Raw genomic sequence first — 16,320 nt, forward strand, 5'->3', positions numbered from 1 at the left:
GGGGCGGGCGGTGACTGTCCGGGCGAGTCGGCCGAAGCGGTTGTCGCCGGGCCGTGGCGGTGTCAGCCGTCGCGGTGACGGGCGTGGGTGCGGGCCGGGGTGCCCTCCCCCCGGAGGGGGCGCCTCCAGCGCCCCCAGCGCCCACCACGGCCCCAGTGACAGCCGTGGCGAGCCGGGCGTGGCAGCATCGTCGGCATGCTCCCGCGGTTGGTCTCCCACACGCCCAGACGCTCCCCGGCACTGCCCCGCGCGTGCGTGGCTCTGCTGGCGTTCGTCCTTGCCGTCCTGCTCGCCGGATGCTCGTCCGGGGCCCCGTCCGGCCCGGGTGCCGGTACCGGCGTGTCCGTCCCGGCGTGGGCGCACGGGACGGCCACGGTCAGGGCATCCGAGCTGCCCGCGGAGGCCCGCAGGACGCTCGCCCTGATCGACAAGGGCGGCCCCTTCCCCTACGCCAAGGACGGTGTCGTCTTCGGGAACTTCGAGGGCCGTCTGCCGCAGCACCAGCGCGGCTACTACCACGAGTACACGGTCAGGACGCCCGGCTCGCGCGATCGCGGGGCCCGGCGCATCGTGACCGGGCAGGGCGGGGAGATCTACTACACCGATGATCACTACAACTCGTTCCGGGCGGTGCTGAGATGAGCGAAGACCCCACAGACCTGACAGGGCGGCTCGTCGTCACCCTGGACCTCGGCGGAGTCACCGACAAGGCCGGACTCATGGAGCGCGCCGCCCGGGCCCTGACGCTGCCCGACTGGTTCGGCCGCAACTGGGACGCGCTGGTCGACTCCCTCTCCGACCACACCGTATGGCCCGAGGCAGCGGTCGAACAGGGGCTCCTGATCGTCGTACGAGGCTGGCAGCCGTACGCCGAGGCGAATCCGGGCGAGTGGCGGACGGCCCAGGACGTGTTCGCCGAGGCGGTGGACCGGACCCCCGCGCTCGCGGTCGTACTGGCCCTTGGAGGATCCTCCTAGGTGATCGGCGCCCACCCTGGAGGTTCCGTGGGGGCGTGACCGCGGTCCTGGCATGGGAGAATGAAGTACGTGCTCTTTCCCCCTGGCGCACCCGTCCGGGGGTCACCTCTGATCGACTGGGATGTGCAGCACGTGCGTTTCCTCAATGACATCCAGCCCGCGTACGACCTGACGTACGACGACGTGTTCATGGTGCCGAGCCGCTCCGCGGTGGGCTCGCGTCAGGGCGTGGACCTCAGCTCGCCGGACGGCACGGGCACCACCATCCCGCTCGTCGTCGCCAACATGACCGCCATCGCCGGCCGCCGCATGGCCGAGACGATGGCCCGCCGCGGCGGCCTGGTGGTCATCCCGCAGGACATCCCGATCGAGGTTGTCACCGACGTCGTCTCCTGGGTGAAGAGCCGCCACCTGGTGCTCGACACGCCGATCGTGCTGGCCCCGCACCAGACCGTCGCCGACGCCCTGGCCCTGCTGCCCAAGCGGGCGCACAACGCCGGCGTGGTCGTGGACGAGAACCAGCGGCCCGTCGGGGTCGTCACCGACCGGGACCTGACCGGCGTCGACCGCTTCACCCAGCTCGAAGTGGTCATGTCCAAGGACCTGCTGCTGCTCGACGCGGACATCGACCCTCGCGAGGCCTTCAACACCCTCGACCACCACAACCGCCGCTACGCCCCGGCCGTCGACAAGGACGGCAAGCTGGCCGGCATCCTGACCCGCAAGGGCGCCCTGCGGGCCACGCTGTACACCCCGGCCGTGGACGCCAAGGGCAAGCTGCGCATCGCCGCCGCCGTCGGCATCAACGGTGATGTGGCGGGCAAGGCCAAGCAGCTGCTCGACGCGGGCGTGGACACGCTCGTCATCGACACCGCGCACGGCCACCAGGAGTCGATGATCGGCGCCATCAAGCTGGTGCGCGCCCTCGACCCGCAGGTGCCGATCGCCGCGGGCAACATCGTCTCCGCCGAGGGCGTCAAGGACCTGATCGACGCCGGTGCGGACATCATCAAGGTCGGTGTGGGTCCGGGCGCCATGTGCACCACCCGCATGATGACCGGCGTGGGCCGGCCGCAGTTCTCCGCCGTCCTGGAGTGTGCCGCCGAGGCGAAGAAGTACGGCAAGCACGTGTGGGCCGACGGCGGTGTCCGTCACCCGCGCGACGTGGCCATGGCGCTCGCGGCCGGCGCGTCCAACGTGATGGTCGGTTCGTGGTTCGCGGGCACGTACGAGTCGCCGGGCGACCTCCAGCACGACGCCAACGGCCGTGCGTACAAGGAGTCGTTCGGCATGGCCTCCGCGCGCGCCGTGGCCAACCGCACCTCCGACGAGTCCGCGTACGACCGCGCCCGCAAGGCGCTGTTCGAGGAGGGCATCTCCACCTCCCGCATGTTCCTCGACCCGGCCCGCCCGGGCGTCGAGGACCTGATCGACTCGATCATCGCGGGCGTCCGCTCCTCCTGCACCTACGCCGGTGCCGCCTCCCTGGAGGAGTTCGCCGAGAAGGCCATAGTCGGCATCCAGAGCGCGGCCGGCTACGCCGAGGGCAAGCCGCTGCACGCCAGCTGGAGCTGACCCTTCCGCGTCCCGCACGGCCCCCGTCCTTCCCCCCACCGGGAAGGACGGGGGCCGTCGGCGTATGCGTGAGCCGGGCGGTCGGGCGAAGGCGGCCGTGAGATTGCTGTGCAACGGTCGGCAGCCTGCGCGCAACGATTTGTCATTCCGGTCCGATGAACGCAATGATCATCCGGGGACGCGCAAGGTTGCTGCATTACGCCCGTGAAGGCCCGCCTCATAGGGTGCTCGTCTGTACGTGGTGTGGCGGGGACCCCGCTCGGTGGGCTTCCGCCCTCGCAGGGCTGCCACCGGTCCCCGCCCGCAATGACCGCAGGATTAAGGAGCCAGCGCGTGCTCGACCAAGGCGCACCCCCGCACGACCGCAGAGCGACCGCCCCCGCGTCCCTGGGCGTCGCCGCGCGCCTCATGCGGCGCAAGCCCGTGGAACGCCTGGTCGCGGAGGGCGGCCACGGTGAGGGAGGATCGCTTCGGCGCTCCCTCGGCCTCTGGCAGCTGACCATGATCAGCATCGGTGCCACCCTCGGCACCGGCATCTTCGTCGTCCTCGGCGAGGCCGTCCCGAAGGCCGGCCCGGCTGTCACCCTGTCCTTCGTGATCGCCGGTCTCACCGCGCTGTTCTCGGCCCTGTCGTATGCCGAGCTGGCGGGCACGATCCCGGTCTCCGGCTCCTCGTACTCGTACGCATACGCAACCATGGGCGAACTGATCGCCTGGGTCTGCGGCTGGTGTCTGCTGCTGGAGTACGGCGTCTCGGTCGCCGCCGTGGCCGTCGGCTGGGGTGAGTACCTCAACGAGCTGCTGGACGGCACCATAGGCGTGACCATCCCGACGGCCCTGTCGGCGCCGCCCGGCGACGGCGGCATCTTCAACCTGCCGGCTCTGATCGTCGTGCTCCTCGCGATGGCCTTCCTGCTCGGCGGCGCCAAGGAGTCCGCGCGGGCCAACACCGTCATGGTGTGTGTGAAGATCGCCGCGCTGGTCCTGTTCTGCGCGATCGGCTTCATGGGCTTCAGGTCCGGCAACTACGCGAACTTCATGCCGCTCGGCATGGCGGGCGTCAGCGGGGCCGCCGCCACGCTGTTCTTCTCGTACATCGGCTTCGACGCCGCCTCCACCGCCGGTGAGGAGGCCAAGAACGCCCAGCGCGACCTGCCCCGCGCGATCATGCTGTCGCTGGTCATCGTGACCGCCCTGTACGTGCTGGTCGCGGCCGTCGCCGTCGGCGCCAAGCCGTGGCGGAAGTTCAACGACTCCGAGGCCGCGCTCGCCCAGATCATGAAGGACGTCACCGGGCAGAGCTTCTGGGGCACCCTGCTCGCCTTCTGCGCCGTCATCGCCATCGCGAGCGTCGTCCTGACCGTGCTCTACGGCCAGACCCGCATCCTGTTCGCCATGTCCCGCGACGGTCTGGTGCCCAAGATCTTCGCCAAGGTGCACCCGAAGACCGGCGCCCCGCGCGCCAACACGGTCATCGTCTCGGTGTTCTGCGGTGTCCTCGCCGCCGCGATCCCGCTGGGCCAGCTGGCGGACGCCACCAGCATCGGCACGCTGTTCGCCTTCGCTCTGGTCAACATCGCCGTGGTGGTGCTGCGCCGGACCCGCCCGAACATGAAACGCACCTTCCGCGTCCCGTTGTCGCCGGTGCTGCCCGCGCTGGGCCTCGCCTTCTGCGTCTGGATGATGGGCAGCCTGTCGACCGTCACCTGGATCGTGTTCGGTGTCTGGATGGCCGTCGGGCTCGTGTTCTACTTCGTATACGGCTACCGCCGTTCCCGTCTCGCGACCGGTGAGGACCTCGCGGTGACGGCAGAGAAGTGACCGGACCGAAGAAGTGAACCACCCCCTGTGCTGAACGATCTCGACGAACGCATCGTGCACGCCCTCGCCGAGGACGCCCGCCGCTCCTACGCGGACATCGGGCAGATGGTCGGCCTCTCCGCGCCCGCCGTGAAGCGGCGCGTGGACCGGCTGCGCGCCACCGGAGCGATCACCGGATTCACCGTCCGGGTGGACCCGGCGGCGCTCGGCTGGGAGACCGAGGGCTACATCGAGATCTACTGCCGGCGCAACACCTCGCCGGACACCATCCAGCGGGGCCTGGAGCGCTATCAGGAGGTGGTGGCCGCGTCGACCGTCACCGGCGACGCGGACGCGATCGCCCAGGTCTTCGCCTCCGACATGCGTCACTTCGAGCGGGTGCTGGAGCGTATCGCCGGGGAGCCGTTCGTCGAGCGGACCAGGTCGGTGCTGGTGCTGTCGCCGTTGTTGCGGCGCTTTTCTTCCGGGGCGCCGGGCTAGGGGCGGCTTCCGGCTCGGGGCGCGTTGCGAACGCGCCCCGAGTCCTATTCCGCGGTCTTCCGCGCCAGCGCGTTGTTGTCCATCGAGTTCCGGACGCTGAAGCTCACCGCGTCCGAACGGTACCGGTCGTCCGACCATTCCACCGGGCGGCCCTCACGGGTCGTCGTCACCCGGCGGACCCGGAGAAGCGGGCTCGTGCGGCGGACCCCGAGCAATTCGGCGTCCTGCGCGCCGCAGGCAACCGCGTCGATGACGTGCTCGCCGTACGCGAAGACCAGGCCCGTGTCTTCGTAGAGCCGTTGTGTCACCGACGGGCAGTCCGGCTCGATCGGCTCGACCGCCGGGGAGATCCAGTCGGCGTACACCGTGCGCTCCACCAGCACCGGCTCGCCGTCCAGGCCGCGTACCCGGAGTACGTGCAACAGCGGTGTCCCCGCGGCCAGTTGGAGACGTACCGCGTCCTCGGAGGTGGCCGGGCGGTACTCCTGGGCCACCACATGGCCCGTGGCCTCGCGGCCCATCGCGCGGGCCCACTGGGCGAAGCTGCGCAGCTCCTCGAAGCTCTGGCTGCGGCGGCTGGCGAGCACCACGCGCCGGGCGCCCTGACGGGAGCCGATCAGGCCCTCGGCGGTCAGGGTCGCGACGGCCTGGCGGACCGTGCCGCGTGAGACGCCGTAGTGCGTCGCGAGTTCCGACTCCGAGGGCAGGCGGCTGCCGACCGTGTACTGCTCGCGGTCGATCGCCCGCCGCAGCTCGTCGGCGATCTCCTCGTGTCGCGCCGTCATGCTTCCCCTCTGCTCAGGTCGCTGTGCACAGCGTGACCAGCCTAATCGAGACCTGAGCGTGATCTGCAGCGGTCTGGATTGTGCAGCCAGGCAGGGCCCAGAGTTTCGTTCCCGTTTACGGACAGGACATCGTGAGCGGGCGTACTGTGACGCAACTTGTTCAGACAAGTTCTCCCTCCCCCTCCTCCTGCGTCCCCTGGAGAGACCGTGACCGTGTCCCTGCCGAGAAACGTCGTGCTCGGCGGCTGCACCGCCGTCGTCGCCCTCGCGCTGAGCGCCTGCGGCGCCGCCCCCGACAACGCGTCGACCACCACCAAGGGCGGCAGGAGCGCCGCCACCGCCACCTCCGCCGCCGACTTCGGCGGCATGGACGCCCTGGTCGAGGCGGCCAAGAAGGAGGGAACGCTGCACATCATCGCGGTGCCCCGCGACTGGGCGAACTACGGCGCCCTCATCGACGGCTTCCAGAAGAAGTACGGCATCAAGATCGATGACGAGAGCCCGGACGGCACCAGCCAGGACGAGATCAACGCCGTCACCTCCAGGAAGGGCCAGGACCGCGCGCCCGACGTCCTCGACCTGGGCAGCTCGTTCGCGCTGAGCGCCGCACAGCAGGGCCTGCTCGCGCCCTACAAGGTCGCCTCCTTCGCCGGCATCCCCGAGGCCCAGAAGGACCCGCAGGCCCGCTGGTACAACGACTACGGCGGCTATGTCTCCATCGGCTGCGACGCCAAGCGCGTCAAGCAGTGCCCGACCGGCTTCAAGGACCTGCTCAAGCCCCAGTACAAGGGCCAGGTCGCCCTCAACGGCAACCCCACCAAGTCCGGTTCGGCCTTCGGCGGCGTCTACGCGGCGGCCCTCGCGAACGGCGGCTCCTTCGACCGCATCCAGCCCGGCCTGGACTTCTTCGCCAAGCTGAAGAAGAACGGCAACTACACGCCGGTCGAGTCCACCCCGGCCACCGTGGAGAAGGGCGAGACGCCCATCTCCATCGACTGGGACTACCTGAACGCCGGGTACGCCGACGAGTTCAAGTCCAAGGGCCTCGACTGGAAGGTCGTCATCCCGAGCGACGGCCAGTACGCCCAGTACTACTCCCAGGCCATCAACAAGGACGCCCCGCACCCGGCCGCCGCCCGCCTGTGGCAGGAGTACCTGTACAGCACCGAGGGCCAGAACCTGTGGCTCAAGGGCTACGCCCGCCCGGCCCTGATGGCCGCCATGGAGAAGGCCGGGACGCTCGACAAGACCGCCGCCGCCAAGCTCCCGAAGGTCACCGGCACGCCGTCCTTCCCGACCGAGACCCAGCAGAGCAAGGCGAAGACGGTCATCGCCCAGGGCTGGGGGAAGGCCGTCTCCGGATGACCGCCGCCCTCCCCCGCGCGGACGTGGCGCCCGCCGCTTCGGCGAAGCGGCGGCGCCGCGCCCCCGGCTGGCTCGCCGTGCTGCCACTGCTGGTGTTCACGGCCGTCGCCTTCGGCCTGCCGGCCGTCGCCGTCCTGAACGGCGCCTTCACGGTCAAGGACGCCACCACGGGCGCCACCTCCTACACCGGCGCCAACCTGACGGCCTCGCTGCAGGGCCCGTACCTCACCGCCCTGCTGGGCAGCGTCAAACTGTCCGCGGTCTCCGCCGCGCTCGGCGCCCTGCTCGGGCTGCCGCTCGCCCAGGCCGTGGTCAGCTCCCGCTCGCGCTGGCTGCGCGAGGCCGTGCTGACCGCCTCCGGCGTGCTCGCCAACTTCGGCGGCGTCCCGCTGGCCTTCGCCTTCGTCGCCACCCTCGGCAACGCGGGCGTGCTCACCGTGCACCTGGGCCTGAAGGACAGCGGCTGGGACCTCTACAGCTTCTGGGGCCTGGTCCTCGTCTATCTGTACTTCCTCATCCCGCTCATGGTCCTCACCATCACCCCCGCACTGGACGGCCTGCGTGCCCAGTGGCGGGAGGCCGCCCTGAACAACGGCGCCACCGGCGTGCAGTACTGGCGGCACGTGGCCCTGCCCGTGCTCGCGCCCTCGCTGCTCGGCGGTCTCGTCCTGCTCTTCGGCAGCGCCTTCGCCGCCTACGCCACCGCCGCCGCCATGGTCGGCAGCGCGGTCCCGCTGGTCACCCTGCAGATCGCCGACGCCCTGTCCGGCAACGTCCTGGTCGGCCAGGAGAACGTCGCCCTCGCCCTCAGCCTCGACATGGTCCTGGTCGCGGGCCTGGTGATGGCCGTGTACCTGCCCCTGCAACGCCGGAGCGCCCGATGGCTCGACGCCTGACCCCGTGGCGGTGGGTCGTCCTCGGCCTGGCCGCCCTGTACTTCCTGGTGCCGCTCGCCGCCTCCGTGATCTTCACGGTGGACGTGCCCGGTCAGGGCGTCACCTTCGACGCCTACACCAAGATCCTCTCCACCGACGGCTTTGTCTCCAGTCTGCTGCTCTCGCTGGAGCTGGCCGTGGCCACCATCGCGGTCGTCCTGCTGCTGATGGTCCCCGCCGTGGTCGCCCTGCGGCTCGGCGCCCCCCGGCTGCGTCCGGTGGTGGAGGTGGTGTGCTCACTGCCGCTGGTCGTGCCGCCCATCGCGTTCGTCGCCGGGATCGCCACCGTGCTGAAGTGGGGCCCCGAGTATTTGTCCCGGACCCCGCTGTTCGAGACCTTCGTGGTGATCCAGAACGACAGCTTCCCGGTCGTGCTGGTCCTCGCGTACGTCGTGATGGCCCTGCCGTTCGTCTACCGCGCCCTGGACGCCGGCCTGCGCGCCGTCGACGTACGGACCCTCGTCGAGGCCGCCCGCAGCTGCGGCGCCTCCTGGCCCCAGGCCCTCGTCCGGGCCGTCCTGCCCAATCTGCGCGGAGCGCTGCTGAACGCGGCCTTCCTCACCCTCGCCCTGGTGCTCGGCGAGTTCACCGTCGCCAGCCTGCTCGGCTACCGGCCCTTCGCCGTGTGGATCTACGACGTCGGCGGCTCGCAGGCCCAGATGTCCGTCGCCGTGTCCGTGCTGAGCCTGCTCGTCACATGGGCCCTGCTCCTCGCGCTCGCCGGTGCCGGCGGCCGCGACCGAACCGCTTCCTCCCGGGGATGACACACATGACCGCCACCCTCACCGAGACCCGCACACAGGCCGCAACCGTCGAATTCCGGGGACTGCGGCGCGAGTTCGGGGCCACCGTCGCCCTCGACGGGCTCGACCTGACCGTCCGCCCGGGGGAGTTCCTCGCCCTCCTCGGCCCGTCCGGCTGCGGCAAGACCACGGCGCTGCGCATGCTCGCCGGGTTCGAACAGCCCGACTCCGGCGCCGTACTGGTGGACGGCCAGGACGTCACCCACGTCCCGGCCCACCGCCGCGACGCCGGCATGGTCTTCCAGTCGTACAGCCTCTTCCCGCATCTGAACGCCGTCGACAACGTCGCGTTCGGGCTGCGCATGCGCGGCGTCCGTACGGCCGAACGGCGTGCCCGCGCCGCCGAGTTGCTGGAGCTGGTCGGCCTCGCCGACAAGGGCGAGCGCTACCCGCACCAGCTCTCCGGCGGCCAGCAGCAGCGCATCGCGCTGGCCCGCGCGCTGGCCCTGCGCCCGCGCGTGCTCCTGCTCGACGAACCGCTGTCCGCCCTGGACGCCAAGGTGCGGCTCACCCTGCGCGAGGAGATCCGCCGGCTCCAGCAGGAACTCGGCATCACCACGCTCTTCGTCACCCACGACCAGGAGGAGGCCCTCTCGGTCGCCGACCGGGTCGCCGTGATGCGCGCCGGGCGGCTCGAACAGTGCGCCGAGCCCGCCGAGCTGTACGGCCGCCCCGCCACCGCCTTCGTCGCCGAGTTCGTCGGCACCATGAGCCGGATCCCGGGCGAGCTCAAGGACGGCACGGTCGAGGTGCTCGGGCAGCGGCTGCCGGCCGACGGCGAGGTGCCGGACGGTGCGGTGGACGTGCTGGTGCGGCCCGAGGCCGTACAGGTGCGCCCGGACGAGCAGGGCGGCGCCCGGGTCGTCGCCACCGCCTTCCTCGGCGCGGTCGTCCGGGTCACCGTACGGCTCGCCGACGGCACCGAGGCCAAGGCCGACCTGCCCGCGCACGAGGCCACCGGGCTCGGCGCCGGAACCCCCGTCGGCGTGTCACTGCCGGAGCGGCCGGTGCTCGTGGCCGAACGTACCCAGAAGTGAGGAACCACTCCGCATGACCCCCCACACCGCCCTCCAGGCGGTTCTGTTCGACATGGACGGCACGCTCGTCGACACCGAGCGGCTCTGGTGGGAGGCGGTCGAGCAGGTCGCCGGACGCCCGCTGAGCGAGGCCGACCAGCCGGACGTGCTCGGCCGCCCGGTCGAGCACACCGCCGCCTGGCTCGCCGCGGCCACCGGCGGGCAGGCCGCCGGCCTCGCCGCCGACCTGCACCGCGAGTTCGCCGCCCGCGTCCGCACCGGGATCGTGCCCCGGCCCGGCGCCCTCGACCTGCTGGACGCGCTGGCCACCGCCGGCGTTCCCGCCGCCCTGGTCACCGCGTCCCCGCGCGCGGTCGCCGACGTCGTCCTCGACGCCCTCGGCGCCGAGCGGTTCGCGGTCTCCGTCACCGCCGACGACACCGCCCGCACCAAACCCGCCCCCGACCCCTACCTCGCCGCCTGCCGTGCTCTCGGCGTCGACCCCGCCGGCTGTGTGGCCGTCGAGGACACCGGGACCGGCGTGGCGTCGGCGGAGGCCGCCGGGTGCGCGGTGCTCGCCGTGCCGTCCCTCGCGCCGATCGGTGCCGCGCCCGGCCGGACCGTGCGGGAGAGCCTCGCCGGGGTCACGGTCGAGGAGCTGCGGGCCATGGCCGCGCCCGAACTGCGGGTCATGAGCTGGAATCTGTGGCTGGGCGGCAGCAGGGTCGACGACCACCGCGCCAAGCAGCTCAAGGTCATCCTGGACAGCGGGGCCGACGTCGTCGGACTGCAGGAGACGGGCGGAACCGCCGCCCAGGAGCTGGCCGAGGCGCTCGGCTGGTACCACCACCGGGCCGGCGAGAACCTCGGCGTCATCAGCCGACACCCGGTCACCGCCCGCTTCGGCGACCCGGACGTCGGCTTCTACGGCGCCGCGGGCGTCCGGATCGCCCTCGCCCCCGGCCGCGAGGTCGACGTGTGGACCGCGCATCTCCACTACACCCCGTACGGCCCCTACGAGTCCGTCTTCGACGGGCTGCCGGCGGCGGAACTGATCGCCCACGAGGAGCTGCGGCTCGCGCAGATACGGGACGCGCTGGGCCGCATCGCCGAGTCCTCCGGGCAGGGCGTCCCGGTCGCCCTCGTCGGTGACTTCAACTGCCCCTCGCACCTGGACTGGCCGGACGTCGCCTGGCCGGTGACGAAGGCCGCCGAGGACGCGGGCTTCGCCGACTCCTACCGCGAGGTCCACCCGGACCCGGTCGCCGAGCCCGGCCACACCTGGTCGCCGATCCACCCGGTGCACGAGGACGGCAGCGGGCGGCCCGAGCCGCAGGACCGGATCGACTACGTCCTGCACCGGGGCCTGACCGTGCGGGACGCGCGGACCCTCGTCACCGGCAGTCCGCGGCCCTGGCCGGACGTCGCGGACAACGACTGGCCGTCCGACCACGCGGCGGTGGTGACCACCTTCGCCGTGACCCGGATCCGGCCCGGGGTTACCGCAGGTCACCATTGCGGACCAGGGTGATCGTCCCGTAGGTTGTGCCGAACTTTCTACTGACTGGTAACAGCGGCAGGTACCCCATGCGCTGGCCCCTCGGCCGTCCCACCACCGTCCGTGCGCGGATCGTGGCGCTCGCGCTCGCCCCGGCCGTCGCGCTGATGGGGCTGTGGAGCTTCGCCATGTGGTCCGTCACCGGCGAGACGCGCGCGCTGATCCGGCTCCAGGGGGTGTACGAGGACTTCGGCACCCCCGTGGACACCGCGATCGGGCAGATCCAGATCGAGCGCCGGATGTCCGCCGCCTACCTGGGGGGCCGTCTCGACACGGCCGCCGCCGGCGACCTGCTCGGGCAGCAGCGCCGCACCGACCGGGCCGTCGACGCCATGCGGCAGGCGGTCCGGGGCGGCGACCGCAGCCGGCTCACGGCACGGCAGCGACAGGCGCTGGACACCATGGTCACCGCCACCGGCACGCTGGACGACCTGCGCGCGCAGGTGCTGTCCCGGCACATCACCTGGGACCGTGCCGTGGACCGGTACAGCGCGCTCGTCGAGCCCGGGTTCGACGTGCAGTCCACGCTCACCGCCCTGCAGGCCGGACAGCTCGCCCGTGAGGCGCAGGTCGTCATCGAGCTGGTGCGGGTCCGGGAGTACGTCTCGCGGGAGGACGCGCTGGTCGCCGGGGCGCGGGCGGCCGGCACGCTGACCGGCCGGCAGTACGACAGCCTGACCGCGACCATCGAGGACCGGCGCGTCTTCCAGCGGACGTACGTACCGGACCTGCCCGCCGACTCACGCGCCCTGTTCGAGCAGTTCCAGCGCCGGAACCTGTACGACTCGCTGGCGCGCGGCGAGGACGCGCTGCTGCGGGCCGGTGCCGCCGGTGCCGGGAAGGCGGTCGCCGCGGACACCTGGCGGTCCACCACCGACCGGGCCGTGCAGCGGTACATGCGGCTGTGCACGCAGTCCGCCGAGAACTCCGCCGCCCGCGGCCGGGCCTTCGCCTACCGGGAGCTGACCAAGGCGGCCGTCGTCGGCGTGGTCGGACTCGGCGCCGCCGGGCTTTCCCTGTGGTTCGCGGTGCGCGGTGCCCGGCGCGTCTCGCGGCGTCTGGAGACCCTGCGGGACGCGGCCGACGTCCTGACGAGGGAACAACTTCCCGACGTCATGCGCCGGTTGAGTGCGGGCGAGGAGGTGGATGCGGTGGCGGAGGCGCCGCCGCTGGCCGCCGACGACGTGCGTGACGACGAGATCGGGCAGGTCGGCCGGTCCTTCAACACCGCGCGGCTCGCCGCCGTCGAGGCCGCCGTCAAGCAGGCGACCCTGCGCCGCGGCCTGTTCGCGGTGCTGCTCAACATCGCCCGCCGCAACCAGGCCCTCGTCCACCGGCAGCTGAAGCTCGTCGACACCCTGGAACGGCGCACGGACGACCCCGACGTGCTCCGCGAGCTGTTCCGTATCGACCACCTGACCACACGCATGCGCCGGCACGCGGAGAGCCTGATCATCCTCTCCGGCGCCACGCCCGGCCGGCGCTGGCGCCGGCCCGTACCGGTCGCGGACGTCGTCGCCTCGGCCGTCAGCGAGATCGAGGACTACGCGCGCGTGGTGGTGCCGCCGATGCCGGAGACGGGCGTCGCGGCGGACGCGGTCGCCGACGTGGTGCACCTGATCGCCGAACTGCTGGAGAACGCCACGGTGTTCTCGCCGCCGCACACCCAGGTCACCCTGCGCACCGGCCGGGCCGGCAACGGGTTCGTGGTGGAGATCGACGACCGGGGGCTCGGCCTCGACGCCGACGTCCGCGCGCAGGCCCACCGCACCCTCACCGACCCCGACGCCTTCGACCCCACCCGCCACGACCGGCTCGGCCTCTACGTCGTCGGCCGCCTCGCCGCCCGGCACGGCATCGAGGTCACCCTGCGCGACTCACCGTACGGCGGGACGACAGCGGTGGTCCTGCTCCCCGACGGGGTGCTGGCGGAGGTGGAGCCGGTGGCGGTCGGGCCGCGAGAACAGGGGGCAGCGGTACACGAGCTGCCGACCGGGAAGCGATCCGCCGCGCGGGCCGAGCGGCAGAGCCCACCCGCGGGGGAGCCGCCGACACGCAGCAGGCTCACGCCCGTGCCCGCGCCGGGCGCGGTGGCCGAGCCCGCTCTGCCCACCCGGATCCGGCAGGCGTCTCTCGCTCCGGAGTTGCGGGAGGAGCCGCCGGCCGAGGAGAGCACGGTGAGGGCACCGGAGGTCGATGCCGAGGAGATGCGGGCGATCTTCGGTGCGTTTCAGCGGGGCCTGGACCGCGGCCGCAGGGGCATGCCGACGACCGATGCGGTTCCGGGGAGCTCCGGTGCCTTGCAGCCGACGGAACCGCACCTCCCCAGGGACGCGGGGCCGCATGCGAAGATGCCGCCCCGCAACATGGGCGCGACCGGCCCCGACGCCCCCGCACCCGAACATGCACCCGCACCCGACCACGCCCACGAAGGGACGGATACCGACGATGCCCGGTGACGAACAGAGGCCCGAGCAGCCCGCCGACCCCAGCGGAGCACTCGGCTGGCTGCTGGATGACCTCGTGGCGCGCACCGACCACGTCCGCCAGGCCGTCCTGCTGACCGCCGACGGGCTCCCCCTCAGCAGCTCGGAGGGGATGCGCCGGCGGGACATCGAACATCTGGCCGCCGTCTGCTCCGGCTTCCACGGCCTCGCCCGGTCAGCGGGGGAGCGGTTCGCGGCGGGCCGGGTGCGGCAGACCATGGTGATGCTCGACGACGCCTACCTCTTCATCACCCCGGCCGGACACGGCAGCCGGCTCGCCGTGCTCAGCGAGGCCCGCACCGATGTCGGCCAGCTCGCCCACGAGATGGCCCTGCTCGTCCGCCGCCTCGGCCGCCACCTGGACGCCGCCACTCGCAACCCCAGCTGATCCCGCACGTGAGCGACGAGCACTGGTACGAGGACGAGACCGGGTCCATGGTGCGCCCCTACACGGTGACCCGCGGCCGCACCCGGCCCTCCGGCGCGCACGCCATCGACCTGATGTCCCGGGTGACCGCGCTGGACACCGACGCGCCGGGACCGGAGGTCGACCACGCCCGGGCCGCGCTGCTCGACCTCGTCCGGCGCGGTCCGCGTCCCGTCGTGGAGCTGGCCGCGGACGCCGATCTGCCCCTGACCGTCCTGCGGGTCCTGCTCGGCGATCTGGCCGAGGCGGGCCTGATCCGCATCGACGAGCCGCGCCGCCTCCCGGCCGGCGGGCCGGCCGCCGACCCGGGCCTGCTGAGGGAGATCGTGCAGCGCCTGCGGGAGATCTAGGCCCTGCCGTCGGTACCACGGCAGCCGAACCTAGAGCTTCGGCTGCCAGGGCACGACCTTGAAGTCACCCGTGCCCTCCTTCACCTTCTCGAACGGGGCGGACGACACACACGGCGGCAGGTCCTTGGTGTCCCTCGGGCTGCCGACCCCCGCCCAGCTGTAGCCCAGCCGGTCGTGCCGGCCGAGGTCGTGGACCGTGACGCCGACCCGCTTGCCCTTCGCCCCCGGCAGGTCGGACGCGGTGATCACACCGGAGACGACGGCGACCGGGCCGCCGGTGACCAGGCAGTCGACCTTGGCCCTGGCCCAGGCGCCCTGGCCGTGCAGGTAGTGGCTGAACTCGAAGGTGCCGGTGGCCTTGCGCGGGTTCATGTTGTCCTTCTGCGCCAGATGCGCGTCGAAGCCGAAGGTGATGTCGTCCCCGGCCGACCGGTACAGCTTGGCCGTACCGGTCAGGGAGGCGGCCTCCCGCTGGGGGTGGGGTGCCCCGCCGCCCGAGGCCAGCGCCGCCCCGGCCGTTCCGGCGGTGATCAGCAGGGCGACGGTGAGGGTGACGGCGGCGATCTTCGTGCGACGCTTCATGACGGTCCTTTCCGCAGGTCAAGCGCGTGTACTGAGCGATCACCACTCTCCCGGCAACGGGCCGGTCGCACATCGCCCCACGGGCGGGACCCCACCTCCGCCATCCGGCGGGGAAGCCCGGCCGTGACCTGCGCCTCGGGGAGGACGGCCTGCGGCCCCCAGGGCGCGCAACGAATCGCCGCCACGCCCCCCTTCCACGCAACGAACCGCGCACAGACGCGCAACGGCTCCTCCTTGTCCGGCCGAGCGCGCCGACCGTACCTTTTTCATGGCCCCCAAAACTTCCCGGCCACCCACACGAACCTCTTTCCGGTGAGGACCCCGCATGCGCACCGCCCTGCTCCAGAGCTCCGGCCGCCCCGGCTCGATCGTCGAGAACCTCAAGGTCCTCGACGAGGCCGCGGGCCGTGCCGCCGCCGCGGGCGCCGCGCTGCTCACCGCACCGGAGATGTTCCTGACCGGATACGCCATCGGCGACGACATCGGCCGCCTCGCCGAGCCCGCCGACGGCGACTCCGCCGACGCGATCGCGGAGATGGCCACCCGGCACGGCATCGCGATCGCCTACGGCTACCCGGAGCGCGACGGCGAGACCGTCTACAACTCCGCCCAGTTGCTCTCCGCCGACGGCACCCGCCTCGCGAACTACCGCAAGACCCACCTCTTCGGCTGCGCCGAGCGCGAGCACTTCACCCCGGGCGAGCAGTCGCTCGTCCAGGCCCGGCTGGGCGGCCTGACCGTCGGCATCATGATCTGCTACGACGTCGAGTTCCCGGAGAACGCGCGCGCCCATGCCCTGGCCGGCACCGACCTGCTCGTCGTGCCGACGGCGAACATGCACCCGTTCCAGTTCGTCGCCGAAGCCATGGTGCCGGTGCGTGCGTGGGAGAACCAGATGTACGTCGCGTACGTCAACCGGGTCGGACCCGAGGGCGAGTTCGAGTTCTTCGGGCTCTCCGCCCTGGCCGGGCCCGACGGCATCGCCCGTACCCGCGCCGGCCGCGGTGAGGAACTGGTGCTCGCCGATGTCGACCCGGCCTTCCTGGCCGCCTCCCGTGAGGCGAACCCGTACCTGAAGGACCGCCGCCCCGGTCTGTACGGGTCCCTCGTCTGAACCCCCCAGCCTCCCCCCGAGTCACCCCCGCGCAAGGAGTCCGTAC

At 72.2% G+C, this 16,320-nt stretch carries 16 protein-coding genes; 14 read left to right on the forward strand and 2 right to left on the reverse strand.

The window, feature by feature from the left end; genetic code table 11:
• Window positions 1–195: 195 nt before the first annotated feature.
• The 5 genes from ABZ624_RS28710 (at window position 196) to ABZ624_RS28730 (ending at window position 4,853) form a co-directional block, all read left to right on the forward strand.
• A complete protein-coding gene (locus ABZ624_RS28710; protein WP_360094987.1) occupies window positions 196–642 on the forward strand; it encodes a ribonuclease in 447 nt (148 codons plus the stop codon).
• Entirely contained in the window at window positions 639–977 is a 339-nt protein-coding gene (locus ABZ624_RS28715; RefSeq protein WP_360094990.1) for a barstar family protein, read from the forward strand. Before ABZ624_RS28710 ends, ABZ624_RS28715 begins: the two co-directional genes overlap by 4 nt.
• A 132-nt stretch (window positions 978–1,109) precedes the next feature.
• A complete protein-coding gene (locus ABZ624_RS28720) occupies window positions 1,110–2,552 on the forward strand; it encodes a GuaB1 family IMP dehydrogenase-related protein (protein ID WP_360094993.1) in 1,443 nt (480 codons plus the stop codon).
• Between the two features lie 333 nt (window positions 2,553–2,885).
• On the forward strand, window positions 2,886–4,373 hold the full coding sequence (locus ABZ624_RS28725) for an amino acid permease (protein WP_360094996.1): 1,488 nt from the start codon (window positions 2,886–2,888) through the stop codon (window positions 4,371–4,373).
• Window positions 4,374–4,400: 27 nt separating this feature from the next.
• The gene (locus ABZ624_RS28730) at window positions 4,401–4,853 is read left to right on the forward strand and encodes an Lrp/AsnC family transcriptional regulator (protein WP_360094999.1); all 453 of its coding nucleotides are present in this window, start codon (window positions 4,401–4,403) and stop codon (window positions 4,851–4,853) included.
• Window positions 4,854–4,897: 44 nt separating this feature from the next.
• On the opposite strand, the gene ABZ624_RS28735 is transcribed toward ABZ624_RS28730, so the two are convergent.
• Complete coding sequence (locus ABZ624_RS28735) at window positions 4,898–5,638, reverse strand: GntR family transcriptional regulator (RefSeq protein WP_360095002.1); 741 nt, start codon at window positions 5,636–5,638, stop codon at window positions 4,898–4,900.
• A gap of 207 nt (window positions 5,639–5,845) precedes the next feature.
• Between ABZ624_RS28735 and ABZ624_RS28740 the strand changes: the two genes are divergently transcribed.
• The 8 genes from ABZ624_RS28740 to ABZ624_RS28775 are packed head-to-tail and all read left to right on the forward strand — an operon-like array spanning window position 5,846 to window position 14,578.
• Window positions 5,846–7,003: an extracellular solute-binding protein gene (locus ABZ624_RS28740; protein WP_360095005.1), complete on the forward strand. Its 1,158-nt coding sequence runs from the start codon at window positions 5,846–5,848 to the stop codon at window positions 7,001–7,003.
• On the forward strand, window positions 7,000–7,899 hold the full coding sequence (locus ABZ624_RS28745; protein ID WP_360095008.1) for an ABC transporter permease subunit: 900 nt from the start codon (window positions 7,000–7,002) through the stop codon (window positions 7,897–7,899). The genes ABZ624_RS28740 and ABZ624_RS28745 overlap by 4 nt, the downstream gene beginning before the upstream one ends.
• A complete protein-coding gene (locus ABZ624_RS28750; protein WP_360095011.1) occupies window positions 7,884–8,702 on the forward strand; it encodes an ABC transporter permease subunit in 819 nt (272 codons plus the stop codon). The genes ABZ624_RS28745 and ABZ624_RS28750 overlap by 16 nt, the downstream gene beginning before the upstream one ends.
• On the forward strand, window positions 8,699–9,778 hold the full coding sequence (locus ABZ624_RS28755) for an ABC transporter ATP-binding protein (protein ID WP_360095014.1): 1,080 nt from the start codon (window positions 8,699–8,701) through the stop codon (window positions 9,776–9,778). The genes ABZ624_RS28750 and ABZ624_RS28755 overlap by 4 nt, the downstream gene beginning before the upstream one ends.
• Window positions 9,779–9,791: 13 nt before the next feature.
• Complete coding sequence (locus tag ABZ624_RS28760) at window positions 9,792–11,288, forward strand: HAD-IA family hydrolase (protein ID WP_360095017.1); 1,497 nt, start codon at window positions 9,792–9,794, stop codon at window positions 11,286–11,288.
• Between the two features lie 56 nt (window positions 11,289–11,344).
• Window positions 11,345–13,774, forward strand: a complete 2,430-nt coding sequence (locus tag ABZ624_RS28765; RefSeq protein ID WP_360095020.1) for a nitrate- and nitrite sensing domain-containing protein — start codon at window positions 11,345–11,347, stop codon at window positions 13,772–13,774.
• The gene (locus ABZ624_RS28770) at window positions 13,764–14,189 is read left to right on the forward strand and encodes a roadblock/LC7 domain-containing protein (protein WP_360095023.1); all 426 of its coding nucleotides are present in this window, start codon (window positions 13,764–13,766) and stop codon (window positions 14,187–14,189) included. The genes ABZ624_RS28765 and ABZ624_RS28770 overlap by 11 nt, the downstream gene beginning before the upstream one ends.
• A gap of 8 nt (window positions 14,190–14,197) precedes the next feature.
• Window positions 14,198–14,578, forward strand: coding sequence for a DUF742 domain-containing protein (locus tag ABZ624_RS28775; protein WP_360095026.1), 381 nt, complete (start codon window positions 14,198–14,200; stop codon window positions 14,576–14,578).
• 30 nt (window positions 14,579–14,608) lie between these two features.
• Here ABZ624_RS28775 and ABZ624_RS28780 read toward each other — a convergent pair whose 3' ends face one another.
• The gene (locus ABZ624_RS28780; RefSeq protein WP_360095029.1) at window positions 14,609–15,160 is read right to left on the reverse strand and encodes a Repetin; all 552 of its coding nucleotides are present in this window, start codon (window positions 15,158–15,160) and stop codon (window positions 14,609–14,611) included.
• Window positions 15,161–15,485: 325 nt separating this feature from the next.
• Here ABZ624_RS28780 and ABZ624_RS28785 point away from each other — a divergent pair, with 325 nt between their 5' ends.
• Window positions 15,486–16,274: a carbon-nitrogen hydrolase family protein gene (locus ABZ624_RS28785; RefSeq protein ID WP_360095032.1), complete on the forward strand. Its 789-nt coding sequence runs from the start codon at window positions 15,486–15,488 to the stop codon at window positions 16,272–16,274.
• The last annotated feature ends 46 nt before the right edge of the window (window positions 16,275–16,320 follow it).

The organism is Streptomyces sp. NPDC007205 (assembly GCF_040634095.1).
Taxonomy (GTDB): Bacteria; Actinomycetota; Actinomycetes; order Streptomycetales; family Streptomycetaceae; genus Streptomyces.

What these genes read in the sequence shown, in the direction of transcription:
- ABZ624_RS28710 (WP_360094987.1), top strand. Translation starts at nt 196, where the DNA reads ATGCTCCCGCGGTTGGTCTCCCACACGCCCAGACGCTCCCCGGCACTG.
- ABZ624_RS28715 (WP_360094990.1), top strand. Translation starts at nt 639, where the DNA reads ATGAGCGAAGACCCCACAGACCTGACAGGGCGGCTCGTCGTCACCCTG.
- ABZ624_RS28735 (WP_360095002.1), bottom strand. Translation starts at nt 5,638, where the DNA reads ATGACGGCGCGACACGAGGAGATCGCCGACGAGCTGCGGCGGGCGATC.
- ABZ624_RS28745 (WP_360095008.1), top strand. Translation starts at nt 7,000, where the DNA reads ATGACCGCCGCCCTCCCCCGCGCGGACGTGGCGCCCGCCGCTTCGGCG.
- ABZ624_RS28750 (WP_360095011.1), top strand. Translation starts at nt 7,884, where the DNA reads ATGGCTCGACGCCTGACCCCGTGGCGGTGGGTCGTCCTCGGCCTGGCC.
- ABZ624_RS28755 (WP_360095014.1), top strand. Translation starts at nt 8,699, where the DNA reads ATGACACACATGACCGCCACCCTCACCGAGACCCGCACACAGGCCGCA.
- ABZ624_RS28760 (WP_360095017.1), top strand. Translation starts at nt 9,792, where the DNA reads ATGACCCCCCACACCGCCCTCCAGGCGGTTCTGTTCGACATGGACGGC.
- ABZ624_RS28765 (WP_360095020.1), top strand. Translation starts at nt 11,345, where the DNA reads ATGCGCTGGCCCCTCGGCCGTCCCACCACCGTCCGTGCGCGGATCGTG.
- ABZ624_RS28770 (WP_360095023.1), top strand. Translation starts at nt 13,764, where the DNA reads ATGCCCGGTGACGAACAGAGGCCCGAGCAGCCCGCCGACCCCAGCGGA.
- ABZ624_RS28780 (WP_360095029.1), bottom strand. Translation starts at nt 15,160, where the DNA reads ATGAAGCGTCGCACGAAGATCGCCGCCGTCACCCTCACCGTCGCCCTG.
- ABZ624_RS28785 (WP_360095032.1), top strand. Translation starts at nt 15,486, where the DNA reads ATGCGCACCGCCCTGCTCCAGAGCTCCGGCCGCCCCGGCTCGATCGTC.